Source organism: Thermomonas sp. (genome assembly GCF_025993755.1).
GTDB lineage: Bacteria > Pseudomonadota > Gammaproteobacteria > Xanthomonadales > Xanthomonadaceae > Thermomonas.
The window spans coordinates 1-17,321 of the sequence record NZ_JAMQHN010000049.1 but is presented as its reverse complement, the minus strand read 5'-3'; the positions used below and the strand labels follow the sequence as shown (position 1 = coordinate 17,321).

Below are 17,321 nucleotides of genomic sequence, written 5' to 3'. Positions count from 1 at the left end.
GGTATTTCCCGCCGGGCTGGTAGTTCCACGGTTTGACCACGTAACCGTGGACGGTCTCGTTGTTCCAGCCGCTGAAACTGAACTGCTCGTACTCGCCCCAGGCCACGCTGGGCAGCATGTCCTGCGCGCTCGGGGTGATCTGGCGCAGCGGCGCGCTGCCATCGGGGTCGGTGACATAGACAACATCGCCGCTGCGCATCGAGTTGCGCGCGACGGCCAGCGTCGGTCCGGCAAGCTGCATGCTGGAGACGCTGCCATCGGCCACGATGCGCGCGGCATGGCCGGAAGCGATATCGATGCGGAACAACGGACGCTGGCCCATGTCCTCGGCGGTGGTGTAGATCGACTTGCCGTCGGCCGACAGGGTGATGCCGTCGGCGCTGCGGTCCCAGCCCGGATCGATCTCGCGGGCCTGGCCCGAGGCCAGATCCATCGCCATCAGCGCGAAGCGATCGGCCTCGAAGCCGGGGCGCTTCATCGCGCGGTAGTACAGCGTCTTGCCGTCGGCGGAAAACACCGGGCCGGCGTCCCAGGCCTTGTTGGCGGCGGTCATGTTGCGCGCGCCGCTGCCGTCGGCGTTGACCAGCCAGATGTCGAAATTGGTGCTCCACGGCTCTTCGCGGTTGGACTGGCGCACGCTCATTGCCACCGTCTTGCCGTCGGGCGACCACGCGAAATCGGACAGGTCGCCGAAGGGCTTGGACGGGATGTCGCCGTGGATGTCGCCGCTGAGCAGGGTCGCCGAGGTCAGCATCCCCTCGCCGCCCAGCGTCGCCGCGAACACGCGGTTGAGGCGGCCGTCCGCCCAGGTATCCCAGTGGCGGATGAACATGTGGTCGAAGACCAGGCCGGTCGCCTTGCGCGCCTCGGCCGCATCCAGCCTCTTCTTCGTGCAGGCAAGGTCGGCCTTGCAGTCCGGGAACACCGCCAGCACCAGCGCCACCCGGGTGCCGTCCGGCGACAGCTTGAAGCCATCAATGTCGACCGGGAGATTGCTGAGCTGGCGTGGCTCGCCGCCCTCGATCGGCATCGCGTACAACTGGCTGGAGCCGGATTTGCCGCTGAGGAAATACAGCGTCTTCCCGTCCGGCGAGAACGCCGGCGAATTGACGTTCCAGCCCTCCGGGCTGATCCGGTGCGGCGGCACGTTGTCGCGCGTGACGAGGTTGCGCATCCACAGCGACGTGCTGGCCTTGTTGGTCGCCCGGTCGATCACGCGCTTGGTAAACACCAGCACCCGGCCATCCGGCGAAAGCGTCGGCGAGCCATAGCGATCCAGATGGATCATCTCCTCGGGGCTCAGGCCGTGACGCGCCGGCGTAGCGGCGCCGGCAACCGCAGGCAGCGACAGCGCCAGCGCGAGGGGGAGGATGGCGTGATGAAGTTTCATGGGAATTCCTCAGCGTGAACACGAGATGCCCCGCGCCAATGGCGGGACGGTGGCAGCGTCAGGCGTTCGGGTTGGCCCGGGCGCCGGTGCGGTACAGCAGCCAGCCGACCACGGCCAGCACCGCCAGCCCGATCAGGCGCCCCTGCTGGAACACCTCCGGCAGCGCGATCACATCGGCACGGCCGGAGGCCACGATCGGAATCGCGATCAGGATGCCCATCAGCGCCTCACCGGTAATCAAGCCGGCCGCGAACAGGGTTCCCGGACGATGGATGCGGTCGCGCGCGGCCTCGTCCTTCGTCCCCACCATGCCGTGGCGGCGTTCGACCAGATACGCGAGCAGGCCGCCGAGGAAGATCGGCACCATCAGTTCCAGCGGCAGCTAGATGCCGATCGCCGCAGCCAGCACCGGCACGCGGAAGGTCTTGCCCGCGGCCTTCAGCCATTCGTCCAGGGCGATGATGACCGCGCCGACCACGGCGCCAATGGCAATGATCGTCCACGGCAGCTCGCCGCCGAACATGCCCTTGGCCACCGAGGCCATCAGCGTGGCCTGCGGCGCGGACAGCGCGTTCGGATGCTCCGGGGTGGGCGCGCCGATGCCATAGGCCTGCGCCAACAGGCTGAGCACCGGCGCCATGATCAGCGCGCAGGAGAACGCGCCGATGCCGAGCATCAGCTGCTGCTTCCACGGCGTGGCGCCGACGATATAGCCGGCCTTGAGGTCCTGCAGGTTGTCGCCGCCGACCGCCGCCGCACAGCACACCACCGCGCCGATCATGATCGCCGCCACCGCGCCCAGCGGCGCGCCGCCCACGCCCACCGCCTGCTTGCCCGCCTCGCCCAGCAACAACAGCAGCACCGCCGAAGCGAACAGAATGGTGGCGATGGTGATTCCGGACACCGGATTGTTCGAGGAACCGACCAGACCGGCGAGATAGGCAGATACCGACACGAACAGGAAGCCCGCGACGATCATGATGATCGCCATCGGGATACTGACGTGCCACATGCCGACGATGGCCTGGTACAGGCCCAGCAGCGGCAGCACGAACACCAGCAACGCCACCAGCATCCACTTCATCGGAAGATCGCGCTCGGTCTCCGCGACCGCCTCGCCACTGCCCTTGCGCGCGGCCGCGATGCCGCTCTTCACGCCCGACAGCAGCGACTTGCGCAGCGAGAACAGCGTCCACACGCCGCCGATCAGCATCGCGCCGACGCCGAGGTAGCGGATCTTGGCCGACCAGATCGCGCCGGCGATGTCCTCCGCGCCCGCGCCGGCGATGCTCGAGGCCAGCGCCGGATCGCTGTCGAGGAAGAACATGTGGTACAGCGGGATCGCGATGTGCCAGGACAGGATGCTGCCGGACACCACGACAATCCCGATGTTGAGCCCGACGATATAGCCCACGCCCAGCAGGGCCGGCGACAGGTTGGTGCCCATGTAGCCGAGGTACTTGCCGAAGAAACCGGCGCCGGCGGCGGTATCCGGGATCAGCCGCATGCCGCTGGCCGCGGCGGCCTTGATCAGCCCGCCCAGCGCCGCCGAGAAGGCCAGGATCTTCAGACCCGGCCCGGGATTCTCGCCCGCCTTGAGCACCTCCGCCGCCGCCTTGCCCTCGGGGAACGGCAGCGGCTCCTCGACGATCATCGAGCGCCGCAACGGCACCGAGAACAGCACGCCCAGCAGCCCGCCGAGGCCGGCGATCGCCAGCACCCACAGGTATTTGAAGTCCTGCCAGTAGCCCAGGATGATCAGCGCTGGAATGGTGAAGATCACCCCCGCCGCGATCGATGAGCCCGCCGACGCTCCGGTCTGGACGATGTTGTTCTCGAGGATGGTGCCGCCGCCAAGCAGCCGCAGCACGCCCATCGACACGACGGCGGCGGGAATGGCCGTGGCGATGGTCAGGCCGGCAAACAGCCCCAGATAGGCGTTCGCGGCAGACAGGATCACCGCCAGCACCACCGCCAACACCACCGCACGGAAAGTCAGCTGCGGCACAGCCTCGCCTGGTTTCGACATCGACCGCCCTCATTCAAGAATGCAATCGTCGAAACCTAGCCGTTGCGGGGCGGCAAGTCCAGTGCCGGACGTGCGACTGCCGGTCAACACCAGGGTGGACCAGATCAGCATTGCCTTAGGATGTCTTGCAGGCGATGCGGTAGTTTCCAAGGGAACGGTTGAGGGGCTCTCGCCCGTCATGATCCAGGTTCGAGTCCTGGCGCCGCATCGCCTCTTCCGTTCTCGTCCTTTCGCTGCCGCGCCCGCAATCCGTCACGCCGCCTATACTCCCAGCGATTTCCCCTCGGAACCGCCCGTGACCGACACCGCAAGCAGCCTGCCCGCCAGCGAAGATTTCCTCGGCCACCCCAAGGGCGTCTACGTCTGCTTCTTCACCGAAATGTGGGAACGCTTTTCGTTCTACGGGATGAAGGCGCTGCTGTTGCTCTACCTCATCAAGCACCATCGCTTCACCGACGCGTCGGGACTGGACCTGCTCGGCGCCTACGGCGGGCTGGTCTACTGCATCCCGGTGTTCGGCGGACTGCTGGCCGACCGCTGGCTGGGGATGCGCAAGGCGGTGACCTTCGGCGGCATCTTGCTGGTGCTGGGGCACCTGGGCATGGCGGTCGAGGGCCACGACGCCTACCTCCGCGACGGACAGGTGGTGCGCGATGCCGGCGCGCTCAACGCGATGTACCTGTCGCTGGCGCTGATCATCATGGGCGTGGGGTTCCTCAAGCCCAACATCTCGACCATCGTCGGCAAGCTCTACGCCGACAACGACCCGCGCCGCGATTCCGGGTTTTCGCTGTTCTACGCCGGCATCAACCTCGGCGCGCTGTTCGCCTCGCTGGTGTGCGGCTACATCGGCGAAACCTGGGGCTGGAAATACGGGTTCGGCGCCGCCGGCATCGGGATGGTGATTGGCTTGGCGATGTTCCTGTGGGGCCAGCGCTACCTGCACGGCCACGCCGAACCGTCGCGCCCGGAAACCCTGCGCGAACGCGTGGCCGGACTGCCGCGGGAATGGCTGATCTACGCGCTGGCGACGCTGGGCGTGCTGCCGGTGGCGTGGCTGATGTGGGCGGCCGCCAGCGGCGCGTTCGCGCTCGGTGGCGAGGTCTCGCTGGCGCTGCTGCTGATGATCGTGGTGATGGGCGCGGTGCTGGTCTGGTTCGGCTGGTTCGTGGGCGCGCGCTGCACGCCGGTGCAACGCCACCAGATGATCGCGATGATGGCGCTGATCTTCATGGCGCTGGTGTTCTTCACCCTGTACGAGCAGACCTACGGCTCGTGGGTGACTTTCACCGATCGTCTGTTGACCAAGGACATCGTGCCGTCGATGGTGGTGCGCCACGGCACGCCTTGGCCCTGGTCGGCGGTGTCGTTGCTGCTGGCGCCGCTGGCGTTCTTCCTGGCCGCGAAGATGTCCGATCGCGACCCCGATTCGAACGCCCCGCGCACGCTGTTCCTCCTCGCCAGCGCAATTATTCTCGTCCTGCTGATCCGCGACTGCGTGGCGCTGCCGCAGACCGCCGGCTCGCTGACCTACCTCGGCGCATTCTTCCTGGTCGCGCTTGCGCCGTTGTTCACCGCGCTGTGGGGCTGGCTGGACAAGCGCGGCATGGATCCGTCCAAACCAACCAAGACCGCATTCGGGCTGGTCTTCGGCGGACTGTCCTTCATTCCGCTGGCGCTGGCCGCGCAGCAGGTCGGCGCCACCGGCGTCATGGCCAGCGTGTGGTGGCTGGTGCTGGCCTACCTGATCCTGGAAATCGGCGAGATGTGCCTGTCGCCGGTCGGGCTGTCGGCCGTCACCCAGCTCGCGGTACCGCGGGTGGTCAGCATGATGATGGGGACCTGGTTCCTCGCCACGGCGTTCTCGGAAACGCTGGCGGCGCTGTTCGGCAAACTGGCGGCGATCGACGTGCCGGAGGGCGAGACCATGGATCTCGTGGCCGCCGCGGCCAGGTACGAGCACCTGTTCTGGCTGCTGATGTGGATCGGCCTGGGTTGCGCCGTGCTCGCCTTTCTCATCGCTCCGTTGCTCAAGCGCATGATGCACGGCGTGAAGTGAAGCTGAACCTGCGGGGGCAATCGGAGCGCGTTGCGCTGATACACTCGGATCTTTGATCGCAACGAGCCCATCACATGCCGACACCGCGTCCGCTTGCCCTCGCCCTTGCCGTCACCCTCGCCGCATCGCTGGCCGCGCCCGGCGCCCAGGCGGCCAAACGACCGGCACCCGCCAGAAAGCCTGCGGCCGCCTGCAACGACTTCTACGCCGAAGCCAACAAGGGCTGGCTGGCCGCCAACCCGATGCCGGCGGAAGGCGCCAGCTCCGCACTGGGCGACCTGGCCGCGCAAGCGCAGCGGCAGCAGCGTGAATTGCTCGACGCGTCGATGCGCTCGCCACAGAACGACGTGCAGAGACTGCTCGGCGATTTCTGGGCCAGCGGCCTCGACGAGGCGGCGGTGGAAGCCGACGGCGCCAAGCCGCTGGCGCCGCTGCTGGGCCGCATCAACGGCATCAAGTCCAGCAAGGACATCGCGCCCGCGATTGCGGCGCTGCACCAGGTCGGCATTCCGGTGGCGTTCCAGTTCGGCGCCGACGTGGACCTGCGCGACCTCGGCCGGCACTTGGGCTACTTCAGCCAGGGCGGCATCGGCCTGCCGGATCCCGCCTATTACACCCGCACCGACGCCGACACCCAGGCGCTGGTCGCGCGCTACGCCGACTACGTCCGCAAGATCCTTGCCCTGACCGGCGTGCCGAAGGCGGACATCGAAAACCAGACCGCGCTGGTGCTCGACCTGGAGCGCAGGATCGCGCAGGCCGCCCGGCCGCTGTCGGAACTGCGCGATCCGCGCAACAACTTCGCGCCGGTGCCAACCTCCGGACTCGGCAAGCAGTACCGCAACCTGCAGCTCGATGCCTTCCTCAAGGCGCAGGGCGTCAGCGACGACACCGTGTCGCTGGCCAATCCGGCGATGTTCGACCAGATCGACAAGCTGGTCGCCTCGCAGCGCCCCGCCCAGTGGCAGGCTTACCTGCGCTTCCGGGTCGGCGACGCGATGGCGCCGTACCTGTCGCAGCCCTGGCGCAGCGCGACGTTCGATTTCCGCGGCAAGGTGCTGCACGGCCAGACCGCGCCGGCGCCGCGCTGGCAGCAGGTGCTCGACGCCATCAACCTCGCTGCCGGCCCGATGCTGGGCCGCGAATACGCCGCCGCCCACCTGACCGACGACAGCCGCCGCCAGGCCGAGAAGATCGCGCTGCAGGTTCGCGACGCGCTCAAGCAGGCCGTCGCCGGCGGCCACCGCATGAGCGACGCCGCCAAGGCCGAGGCGACCAGGAAGCTGGAGCGCCTGCGGATCGAAATCGGCGCCCCCGCCTACGACATCGACTACACCATCCAGCCGATGGGCCGCGGCAGTTTCGGCAGCAACATGCTGATCGCCTCGACCTGGCGTCACGCCCAGGAAATGCGCCGGATCGGCAGGAAGAACGCGGCCCGCCGCTGGGACGTGCTGCCGCAGCAGCCGGCGCTGGCCTACGACCTCGCCCAGAACCGCCTGATCGTCACCGCCGCGATGCTGCAGATGCCGGTGCTCGACCCGGCCATGCCGGAAGGCAACCGCTACGGCGCCTTCGGCGCGCTGGTCGGCCACGAGCTCAGCCACGCCATCGACGACCGCGGCCACCACGTCGATGCCGACGGCAACGTGCGCGACTGGTGGAGCGCCAGCGACGTGAGCGCATGGGACGCGCTCAGCGCCAGAGTTGCGTCGCTGTACGGCGGCCTCGCCTACCCCGGACTGTCGGGCGTGAAGGTCAACGGCCAGCTCACCCGCAGCGAAAACCTCGCCGACCTGGCCGGCGTCGAACTCGCGTTCGCCGCGCTCAACGCCGCGCAGCCCAACGCCACCGCGACGACGCGCAAGGCCTTCTTCACCGGCTGGGCCCAGATCTGGGCCCAGCGCGTCACCCGCAACGAGGCGCAGATCCGCGCCCAGCAGGACGTGCGCGCGCCGGGCGAATGGCGCGCCAACGTGCCGCTGATGCAATCCCAGGGCTTCGCCACCGCGTGGGGGTGCCCGGCCGGCACGCCGATGCACGCCGACAGTCCGCTGCGGATTTTCGAATGAGGCACTGCCGCGCCGTGGGCGCGACCCGGCCTTTCGCCTAGATTTCCGGCCGCATGTACGGGAACAGCAGCACGTCGCGGATCGAATTCGATCCGGTCAGCAGCATCACGAAGCGGTCGATGCCAATGCCCAGGCCGCCGGTCGGGGCCAGCCCCGTTTCCAACGCGCGGATGTAGTCGGCGTCGAAGTGCATGGCCTCGTCGTCGCCCGCATCCTTGGCTTCGACCTGCGCCCTGAAGCGTGCGGCCTGATCTTCCGGATCGTTCAATTCGGAAAACCCGTTGGCCAGTTCCCTGCCGCCGATGAACAGTTCGAAGCGGTCGGTGATGCCCGGCTCACTATCGGATTCGCGCGCCAGCGGGCTGACTTCCACCGGATAGTGGGTGATGAAGGTAGGCTGGATCAGGCCGCCTTCGACGGTCTTCTCGAAGATTTCCAGCAGCAATTTTCCCCAGCCGTAAGCGGGCTTGACGTAAATGCCCAGACGCACGCAGTGTCTGGCCAGCGCCTCGCGATCGCGGCAGTCGGCCACGGAGATTTCCGGATTCAGCTCGCGCACGGCCTCTTCCAGCCTCCAGCGACGAAACGCCGGCGCCAGGTCGATCGCGTTGCCGTCCCATTCGAAGCGGGTGGCCCCCATCGCCTCCAAGGCGACATCGCGCATCAGCGCTTCGGTCAGGTCCATCACTTCGGTGTACGTGGCGTAGGCCTCGTACAGCTCCAGCATGGTGAACTCCGGATTGTGGCGCGTGCTCACGCCCTCGTTGCGGAAGCTGCGGTTGATTTCGTACACGCGCTCCAGCCCGCCGACGACAAGACGCTTGAGGTAGAGCTCCGGCGCGACGCGCAGGAACAGGTCGATGTCCAGCGCGTTGTGGTGGGTGACGAACGGGCGCGCCGTGGCGCCGCCGGCGATGTAGTGCATCATCGGCGTTTCCACCTCGAGGAAGCGCCGCTCGTCGAGCCAGCGGCGAATGCCGCCAAGGATGCGCGAACGCGCCACGAACACCTCGCGCGCCTCCGGCGTGACGATCAGATCGACATAGCGCTGGCGGTAGCGCTGCTCCACGTCGGCCAGACCGTGGAACTTGTCCGGCAACGGGCGCAGCGACTTCACCAGCAGGCGCAGCGATTCGGCGCGCACCGACAGCTCGCCGGTCCGGGTGCGCATCAGGCCGCCTTCGGCGGCCACGATGTCGCCGATATCCCAACCCTTGAACGCTTCGTAGGTCTCGCCCAGCGTGGCGGCCTGCAGGAACAGCTGGATGCGCCCGCTCATGTCCTGGAGGGTGGCGAACGCCGCCTTGCCCATGACGCGCTTGGCGAGGATCCGCCCGGCGATGGCGACGCGGCGGCCGCTGGCTTCCAGCGCCTCGCCCGTCCACTGTCCGGTATCGGCGTAGTCGGCCTGCAGGTCGCCGGCGTAGTCCACACGCTTGAAATCATTGGGGAACGCGACACCCTGCCCGCGCAGCGCGGCCAGCTTGGCGCGGCGCTCGGCGATCAGGCGGTTCTCGTCGATGGGCTGGCTGTTGTCGGTCATTGAGATGTTCGTATGTAAGAGCGCCTCACGGGCGCGATATTCGTCTTTCGTGTCGCGCCCACGGTGCGCCCGCACATGGCATCACGCGGCATCATTGCGCTTGGCTCCCGCCTCCAACCCGGCTTTCAGGCTGGCCTCGACGAACTCGTCGAGATCGCCGTCGAGCACCTTCTGGGTGTCGCTGCGCTCGATGCCGGTGCGCAGGTCCTTGATCCGGCTCTGGTCCAGCACGTAGTTGCGGATCTGGCTGCCCCAGCCGATGTCGGACTTGGTGGCTTCCACCGCGTCGCGCTCGGCGTTGCGTTTCTGGATTTCCAGTTCGTAGAGCTTGGCCTTGAGCATCTTCATCGCGCGATCGCGGTTGGCGTGCTGGCTGCGCTCGGTCTGGCAGGCCACCACCACGCCGCTCGGCACGTGGTGGATGCGCACCGCGGATTCGGTCTTGTTGACGTGCTGTCCGCCGGCGCCGGAGCTGCGATAGACGTCGGTCTTCAGATCGGCCGGATTGATCTCGATGTCGATGTCGTCGTCGACTTCCGGCGACACGAACACCGAGGTGAAGCTGGTGTGGCGGCGGTTGTCGGAATCGAACGGCGACTTGCGCACCAGCCGGTGCACGCCGATCTCGGTCTTCAGCCAGCCGTAGGCGTACTCGCCCTCGACCCGGAAGCTGGCCGACTTGATCCCCGCCACGTCGCCGCCGGAGGCTTCCAGCAGTTCGGTCTTCCAGCCGCGCGACTCCGCCCAGCGCAGGTACATGCGCAGCAGCATCTCGGCCCAGTCCTGCGCCTCGGTGCCGCCGGCGCCGGCCTGGATGTCGACGAAGGCGTTGGCGCCGTCCATCTTGCCCGAGAACATGCGCTGGAATTCGATCTGCTCGACGCCCTTCTGGAAGCGGTCGACGTCGGTTTCCACCGACCGCGCGGTGTCCTCATCGTTCTCCATTTCCGCCAGGTCGAGCAGCTCGTCCGATCCGGCCAGGCCGTCCGTCAGCTCGCGGATGCCGTTGACGACCTTGTCGAGCAGCGCACGCTCGCGGCCCAGCGCCTGCGCGCGGGAAGGGTCGTTCCAGACATCGGGATGCTCCAGTTCGCGCTCGACTTCTTCGAGCCGCTCGCGCTTGGAATCGTAGTCAAAGATACCCCCGGAGCGCATCCAGCCGTCCGGTCAGGTCGGCGATGCGTGCTCGGATGGGATTGAGTTCCAGCATGGGGAAACCGCGCGTGATGACAATCCGCTAGTTTAGCAGGCCGCCCCGGTGGGCCTGGCCGCGCTTCAGGCGGTCGGCGCGCCGACCGCCCAGGTGAACAGTCGGCTCGGGCGCAGCGCGCCATCGGCATTGACCTCGCCCAGGCCGAGACCGCGGCCGCGCTCGTCGAGCAGGGCCACTTGCCTCTCGCGCGGCTGGTAGGGGCCGTGCAGGCCCTGCCCGTGCGCCAGCCGCTGCGCCTGCGCCGCGTTGACCCGCACGCACGGCCAGGACGCCATTCCCGCCTCCACCGGCAGCAGGCAGGCGTCGAGCACGCGCTCGCCGGCCTGTTCCAGCAGCAGTTCGAGTTCTTCCAGCGTCCACATCCGCGGCTCGCGGAACGGATCCACCCACAGCCGCCGCAACGCGGCAACGTGGGCGCCGCAGCCGAGCAGTTCGCCGAGATCGCGCACGAGGCTGCGCACGTAGGTTCCCGAGCCGCATTCCACGTGCAGGCGCAGCTGCGGCGTGCCGGCGTCGAGCAGGTCGGCCGCATTGAGCAGATCGAAGGCGTGCACATCGACTTCGCGCGCCTCGACCTCGATGACTTCGCCGCGGCGTGCCCGTGCGTACAGCGGCTCACCGCCGCGCTTGAGCGCCGAGTAGATCGGCGGCTTCTGGGAGATGCGCCCGGTCAGCTTCCCCAGCGCGGCGTCGATCCGGTCCACGGACAGCGCGGGCACCGGACGTTCGCGCAGCACCTGGCCATCGGCGTCATCGCTGTCGGTGGTGATGCCCAGCCGCGCCACCGCCTCGTAGGCCTTGCGCGCGCCCAGCAGGCCGCCGGCAATCTTGGTCGCTTCGCCGAAGCAGACCGGCAGCAGGCCGGTGGCCAGCGGATCGAGGCTGCCGGTATGGCCACCCTTCTCCGCCCGGAACAGGCGCCGGGCGCGCTGCAGGGCCTGGTTCGACGACAGCCCCTGCGGCTTGTCCAGCAGCAGGATGCCGTCGAGTTTGCGAAAGGCGATGCGCGCTGACGTCATGGAAGCGACTGTAGGAGGGAGCGCCGCGACCGGCAAGCGCCGCCTTGCCGTCGTGGTGTCAACCGTCGCGCAGCAACCGGTCGATGCGCTCGCCGCGTTCGACCGAACTGTCGTAGTGGAAGCGCAGCTCCGGCACGTGGCGCATCCGCACCGCACGCGCCAGCTGGTGCCGGATTTCCGGCGCCAGCGCGTTGAGCGCCTTCACCGTTTCGGTCGCGCGCTCGGGCATCAGCACGGTGACGAACACCTTGGCATGGGCCATGTCGCGCGTCACCTCGACGTCGGACACGCTGGAGGAATCCAGCCCATGTTCGCGCACGACCTCGTGCACAAGCGCCCCCAGCTCGCGTCGGAGCAAGGCGGAAACGCGGTCGGTTCGGTTGAATGATTTGGCCATGGGAGGGGACCGGGGATCGGAAACCGGGAGCGGAATCGCCTTGGCGATTCCGACACCCGGCATCGGATGCGCGACTTACAGCGTCCTTTGCACCTCGACGCGTTCGAAGCACTCGATCACGTCGCCCGGCTGGACGTCGTTGTAGGCCTTCACGCCGATGCCGCATTCGGTGTTGACGCGCACCTCGTCAACCGCGTCCTTGAAGCGCCGCAGCGATTCCAGTTCGCCCTCGAAGACGACCGTGTTGTCGCGCAGCACGCGGATCGGCTTGGACTTCTTGACCACGCCCTCCGTCACCATGCAGCCGGCCACGGCGCCGAACTTGGAACTGCGGAACACGTCGCGCACCTCGGCGGTGCCGATGATTTCCTCGCGCACTTCCTTGCCCAGCACGTTCGAGGCGACCTGCTTCACCTGGTCGATCACGTCGTAGATGATCGAGAAGTAGCGCAGGTCGACGCCGTTGGCCTCGATGGTTCTGCGCGCGGTGGCATCGGCGCGCACGTTGAAGCCGATGACGGTGGCCTTCGAGGTGACGGCCAGCTGGGCGTCGGACTCGGTGATGCCGCCCACGCCGGATCCGATCACGTTGATCTTGATCTGCTCGTTGGACAGCCCTTCCAGCGCTTCGCGCAGGGCCTGCATGGTGCCGTGCACGTCGGCCTTGACCACCAGGTTCAAGGTCTGCTGCGCGGCGCCTTCGCCCATCTGTGCCATGATGTCTTCCATGCGGTTGCCCGCGGACGCCACCAGACGCAGTTCGCGGCGCCTGGTTTCGCGCTGCTGGGCCACATCCTTGGCCAGACGCTCGTCGGCGACCACCACGAAATCGTCGCCCGCATCCGGCACGCCGGACAGGCCGAGCACCTGCACCGGGATCGACGGGCCGGCATGCGGCACCTGTTTTCCGGTTTCGTCGAACAGCGCGCGCACGCGGCCGTACTGGATGCCGCAGACAAGGTAATCGCCCTTGGACAGCTGTCCCTGCTGGACCAGCACCGTGGCCACCGGGCCGCGACCCTTGTCGAGCGAGGATTCGATCACCACGCCCGATGCGCGGCCGTCCGGCGCCGCCTGCAGGTCGAGCACTTCCGACTGCAGGATGATGGCGTCGAGCAGGTCGTCGACGCCCTGCCCGGTCTTGGCCGACAGCTCGACCATCTGGGTGTCGCCGCCGAATTCCTCGGCCACGACCTCGTGCGCGAGCAGGTCGTTCTTGACCCGCGACGGATCGGCGTCGGACTTGTCGATCTTGTTGATCGCCACGATCAACGGCACGTTGCCGGCCTTGGCGTGGTGGATCGCCTCGATCGTCTGCGGCATCACGCCGTCGTCGGCGGCCACCACCAGCACCACCACGTCGGTCAGGCGGGCGCCGCGCTGGCGCATCTGGGTGAAGGCCGCGTGGCCGGGGGTGTCGAGGAAGCTGATCACGCCCTTGGAGGTCTGCACGTGATACGCGCCGATGTGCTGGGTGATGCCGCCGGCTTCGCCGGTCGCGACCTTGGTGCGTCGGATGTAATCGAGCAGCGAGGTCTTGCCGTGATCGACGTGGCCCATGATCGTCACCACCGGCGGCCGCGGCGCCAGCTCGCGCTGGTCGCCCTCGACGCGCGCCAGCAGCTCGGATTCGGCGTCGTCGGCCACGGCCGCCACCGCCTTGTGGCCGAGTTCTTCGGTCACCAGCACCGCGGTGTCGTGGTCGATGGTCTGGGTGATGGTCGCCATCACGCCCATCTTGAAGAGCGTCTTGACGACGTCGCCGCCCTTCATCGCCAGCTTCTGGGCAAGATCGGCAACAGTGATCGCCTCGCCGATGGCGACCTCGCGCACCACCGGCGCGGTCGGCTTGTTGAAGCCGGTGCCGGTGCGCGAGGGATCGGGGCCGCGCTTCTGCAGACGACTCTTGGTGCGCACGCTGGTGCGGCGCGCCCGGTCGCCGGTCGACAGGTGCAGCTTGCCGGCGAACCGAGCCGCGTTTTCGTCGTCCTCGACGCCGGAAACCATCGCATGCGACCCGCGATGTGCCTTGCCCTTGGCCGGGGCGGCCTTGTCGCTGGCGCGCGGCGACGCCGCCGGCTTGGCGTGGCCGTGGTGCTTGGTGGCCTTGCCTGCCTCTTCGCGACCAACGCCGGCGTCGGCTTCCATAGCCGCCGCAGCGGCTTCGGCCGCCGCGCGTTCGGCCGCTTCGCGCTCCATCCGATGAATCTCGGCCAGTTCCTCGGCACGTTGGCGATCGCGTTCCGCCAGCGCTTCCTGTTCTGCCAGATTGCGCGCACGCGATTCTTCCAGCTTGCGCAGCGCCTCGGCGCGCTCCGGATCCAGCGCTGGATCGACCGGCGCCGCAGCTTCCCCGCCCTTGGCGCCGGTGCGCAGGGTGATCTTCTTGCGGGTGACGACCTCGACCGTGCTCGCGCTGCGGCTGCCCTTGGCGCCGCCGGTGATGGTGATTTCCTGCTTGCGGCTGCGGTTGAGGGTGATCTTGCCGGGCGTTGCCGCCTCCTCGACCGGCCGTTCGGCCTTGCCGTGCGCGCGCCGCAGGAAACCGTGAAGCTTGAGCTTCTCGGCGCTGGTGATGGCCTGGTCGGGATCGCTGAACGGCATGCCGGCCTCGGCCAGCTGCTCCAGCAATTTATCGACCGGCGTATTCACCAGTTCGGCCAACTTGCGGATGGTGGTTTGCTGCGACATTCGGTTTCCGGGATGTTTGCCTGAACCGGCGAACCGGTCGGCATGAAAGGGCGATTTTATCGCGTTCCTGATGATTCAGGCCCCGCGCCGCCGATGGCGGCGCGCTGCGCTTACTCGAACCAGTGCCGGCGCGCCTCCATGATCAGCGCCGCGGCGCGCTCCTCGTCCATGCCTTCGACATCGGCGATTTCGTCGGTCGCCAGCTCGGCGAGGTCTTCGCGCGTGCGCACGCCGCGCTCGGCCAGCGCGTAGGCCGTGGTCTCGTCCATGCCGGGCAGGTCGAGCAGATCCTGGGCCGGCTGGTTTTCCTCCAGCCCTTCCTCCACCGCCAGCGCATCGTGCAGCAGCGCATCGCGGGCGCGCGAGCGCAGCTCCTCGACGATGTCCTCGTCGAAATCCTCGACCGCCAGCAGTTCGCCGACCGGGATGTAAGCGACTTCCTCGACCGTGTTGAAGCCCTCGGCCACCAGGATGTTCGCGATCTCCTCGTCGACTTCGAGCTTCTCCATGAACAACGCCTTGGCCACGGCCTGCTCGGCCTCGGATTTTTCGCGCACCTGGTCGGCGGTCATCACGTTGAGCTGCCAGCCGGTCAGGCGGCTGGCCAGGCGCACGTTCTGGCCACCGCGGCCGATCGCCTTGGCGAGGTTTTCCTCGGCCACGGCCAGGTCCATCGAGTGCTTGTCCTCATCGACCACGATCGACTGCACCTCTGCCGGCGCCATCGCGTTGATGACGAACTGCGCCGGATTGTCGCTCCACAGGATGATGTCCACGCGCTCGCCGTTGAGCTCGTTGGTGACGGCCTGCACGCGCGAGCCGCGCATGCCGATGCAGGCGCCGATCGGGTCGGTGCGGTTGTCGTGCGCCAGGACCGCGATCTTGGCGCGGTCGCCGGGGTCGCGCGCGCAGCCCTTGATCGACACCAGCCCCTGGCCGACCTCCGGCACTTCCAGCTTGAACAGCTCCATCATGAACTCGGGCGCGGCGCGGCTGATGAACAGCTGCGGCCCGCGCGGCTCGCTGCGAACGTCGAACAGGTAGCCGCGCACGCGGTCGCCGGTGCGCAGCACGTCGCGCGGGATGCCCTTGTCCTTGGGAATGATCGCCTCGGCGTTGCCGCCCAGGTCCACGTAGACGTTGCCGCGCTCGACGCGCTTGACCACGCCGGTGACCAGCTCGCCGACGCGATCTTTCCACGCATCCACGACCTGCGCGCGCTCGGCCTCGCGCACGCGCTGCACGATCACCTGCTTGGCGGCCTGCGCGGCGATGCGACCGAATTCCGGGTTTTCGATCTGCTCTTCGATGTAATCACCGACATCGACGTCGTCGCTTTCCTCGACCGCATCCATCAGCCGCAGCTGGCGGTCGGGCGATTCCATCACCACGTCATCGGCCACCACTTCCCAGCGGCGAAAGGTCTCGTAGCTGCCGTCCTTGGGATCGATCTGGACGCGGATCAGCACGTCTTGCTCGGCGTAACGCTTCTTGGCCGCCGAGGCCAGCGCCGCCTCCATCGCCTCGAGGATCACCGCTTCCGGCACGCCCTTTTCGGCCGCCACCGCATCGATGACCATCAACAGTTCCTTGCTCATGCCCGCTTACTCCGCGTCAAGCGACCTTTAGCCGCCGGGTTGTTGGTTGGATTCCTTTTCGCCGCAGGCGCCTTGCCCGCGCCCTCTTTTTTCCTGTTCGACCGCTGCTTGCCCGGCCGCGCATCGCGCCCGGACTTGTCCTGCGCCGGCGCCAGGCCCAGCGCCGCCCAGTCGGGAACGAGCCTGGCCTTCTTGATGTTCGACACCTCGACCGCGAACTGCGCGCCGTCGACGTCGAACACCACGCGATCGCCCTCCACCTGCAGGATCGCCCCCTGCAGTCGACGGCGACCTTCCTGCGGCAGCTTCAGTGCCACCTTGGCCACCTGCCCGGCGAAACGCGCGAACTGCCTGGCCGCAAACAGCGGCCGATCCAGCCCCGGCGAAGACACTTCCAGCGTGTAGTTGCCGCTGATCGGATCTTCGACATCCAATTGCGCCGACACCTCACGGCTGACCGCCTCGCACTCGTCGATCCCGACCGAACGCGACGCCCCCTCGGCTTCAGGCACGTCGATGTACAGGCGCAGCACCGCCCCGCCCGGCGCGGTCAAGTACTCCGCACCCAGCAGGTCCAGCCCGAGGGCCGCCACCGTGGGCGCAAGCAGCGCGGAGATTTCATTGGCCTTGTCGGTCACGACGCAATCCGTCCGGTCTGGGTCAATACAGCCTTGGTACGCTTGCAGAAGCGGCTGCGGCACCGCTCCGGAAAACAAAAAAGGACCCGATGGGCCCTTTTCCGATGACGCTGGATGCGAAGGTCTGGATGAGGCCTTCGCGAGCCCGAGTCCGATGTTGAACATCCAACATTGAAACTTGGTAGCGGGGGCAGGATTTGAACCTGCGACCTTCGGGTTATGAGCCCGACGAGCTGCCAGACTGCTCCACCCCGCACCGGAGCCGGGCATTGTATGGAAGAAGCCGACTCATTGCAACAATGCAACCATATGTCATTGAATTCCGGAATTTATTCCGATCCACAGCAAGCACGCGAAGCACATATCAACGTGTCCATGTCCGATGCGGACTGCCGAAAAATCTGCTTATGGCCCACCTGTGGCCCAGCTGTGGCCCACTCGTAGACGGAATGGACGACGTTGGCGGACGCCTTCTGGGGCTTGGCGCCGAAGATCGCGGAATTCACGTAGGGCCAACAGGCCAAGCCGGCGACAAAATCCCAGGCACCCGACTTTTGGTGCCGGCCACCCGCAACCAACGACGAGTAGAGCGGGAAATTGGCGAAATCGCCGTGCAGGGGGTTGAGGCTGCGCGGCGCAATGGGGGAGCTATACGCGTCGCGGGCGGCCAGC

11 protein-coding genes, 1 tRNA gene and 1 pseudogene are annotated in these 17,321 nt (G+C 67.5%); 2 read left to right on the top strand and 11 right to left on the bottom strand.

The window, feature by feature from the left end:
• Together Q0X16_RS03670 and Q0X16_RS03665 are read right to left on the bottom strand one after the other, a co-directional pair.
• Nucleotides 1–1,390 (bottom strand): S9 family peptidase (locus tag Q0X16_RS03670; RefSeq protein WP_297830747.1); only part of this gene is annotated, 1,390 nt, incomplete at its 3' end.
• 58 nt (nucleotides 1,391–1,448) lie between these two features.
• Nucleotides 1,449–3,419 (bottom strand): annotated as a pseudogene (locus Q0X16_RS03665) (oligopeptide transporter, OPT family).
• 295 nt (nucleotides 3,420–3,714) lie between these two features.
• Between Q0X16_RS03665 and Q0X16_RS03660 the strand changes: the two are divergent.
• Entirely contained in the window at nucleotides 3,715–5,478 is a 1,764-nt protein-coding gene (locus tag Q0X16_RS03660; RefSeq protein ID WP_297830745.1) for an oligopeptide:H+ symporter, read from the top strand.
• Between the two features lie 74 nt (nucleotides 5,479–5,552).
• Nucleotides 5,553–7,550, top strand: a complete 1,998-nt coding sequence (locus tag Q0X16_RS03655) for a M13 family metallopeptidase (RefSeq protein ID WP_297830743.1) — start codon at nucleotides 5,553–5,555, stop codon at nucleotides 7,548–7,550.
• Between the two features lie 37 nt (nucleotides 7,551–7,587).
• Here Q0X16_RS03655 and lysS read toward each other — a convergent pair whose 3' ends face one another.
• From lysS to Q0X16_RS03610, 9 genes are all read right to left on the bottom strand, one after another.
• Complete coding sequence (lysS, locus tag Q0X16_RS03650) at nucleotides 7,588–9,093, bottom strand: lysine--tRNA ligase (protein WP_297830740.1); 1,506 nt, start codon at nucleotides 9,091–9,093, stop codon at nucleotides 7,588–7,590.
• An 81-nt stretch (nucleotides 9,094–9,174) separates the two neighbouring features.
• Nucleotides 9,175–10,303 (bottom strand): peptide chain release factor 2 gene (prfB, locus tag Q0X16_RS03645; protein WP_297830738.1). Its coding sequence is split into 2 segments (ribosomal slippage): nucleotides 9,175–10,227 and nucleotides 10,229–10,303, totalling 1,128 coding nucleotides; the frame shifts between segments, so codons are not numbered across the junction.
• 65 nt (nucleotides 10,304–10,368) lie between these two features.
• A complete protein-coding gene (truB, locus tag Q0X16_RS03640; RefSeq protein ID WP_297830736.1) occupies nucleotides 10,369–11,325 on the bottom strand; it encodes a tRNA pseudouridine(55) synthase TruB in 957 nt (318 codons plus the stop codon).
• Nucleotides 11,326–11,383: 58 nt separating this feature from the next.
• Entirely contained in the window at nucleotides 11,384–11,722 is a 339-nt protein-coding gene (rbfA, locus tag Q0X16_RS03635) for a 30S ribosome-binding factor RbfA (protein WP_297830734.1), read from the bottom strand.
• Between the two features lie 75 nt (nucleotides 11,723–11,797).
• Complete coding sequence (gene infB / locus Q0X16_RS03630) at nucleotides 11,798–14,413, bottom strand: translation initiation factor IF-2 (RefSeq protein ID WP_297830733.1); 2,616 nt, start codon at nucleotides 14,411–14,413, stop codon at nucleotides 11,798–11,800.
• 110 nt (nucleotides 14,414–14,523) lie between these two features.
• Complete coding sequence (gene nusA / locus Q0X16_RS03625) at nucleotides 14,524–16,011, bottom strand: transcription termination factor NusA (RefSeq protein ID WP_297830731.1); 1,488 nt, start codon at nucleotides 16,009–16,011, stop codon at nucleotides 14,524–14,526.
• Nucleotides 16,008–16,814, bottom strand: a complete 807-nt coding sequence (rimP, locus tag Q0X16_RS03620; RefSeq protein ID WP_297830729.1) for a ribosome maturation factor RimP — start codon at nucleotides 16,812–16,814, stop codon at nucleotides 16,008–16,010. The genes nusA and rimP overlap by 4 nt, the downstream gene beginning before the upstream one ends.
• 14 nt (nucleotides 16,815–16,828) lie before the next feature.
• Nucleotides 16,829–16,905: transfer RNA gene (locus tag Q0X16_RS03615), tRNA-Met, on the bottom strand.
• Between the two features lie 73 nt (nucleotides 16,906–16,978).
• Nucleotides 16,979–17,321: hypothetical protein (locus Q0X16_RS03610; RefSeq protein ID WP_297830727.1), on the bottom strand; the 343-nt coding region annotated here is incomplete at its 5' end.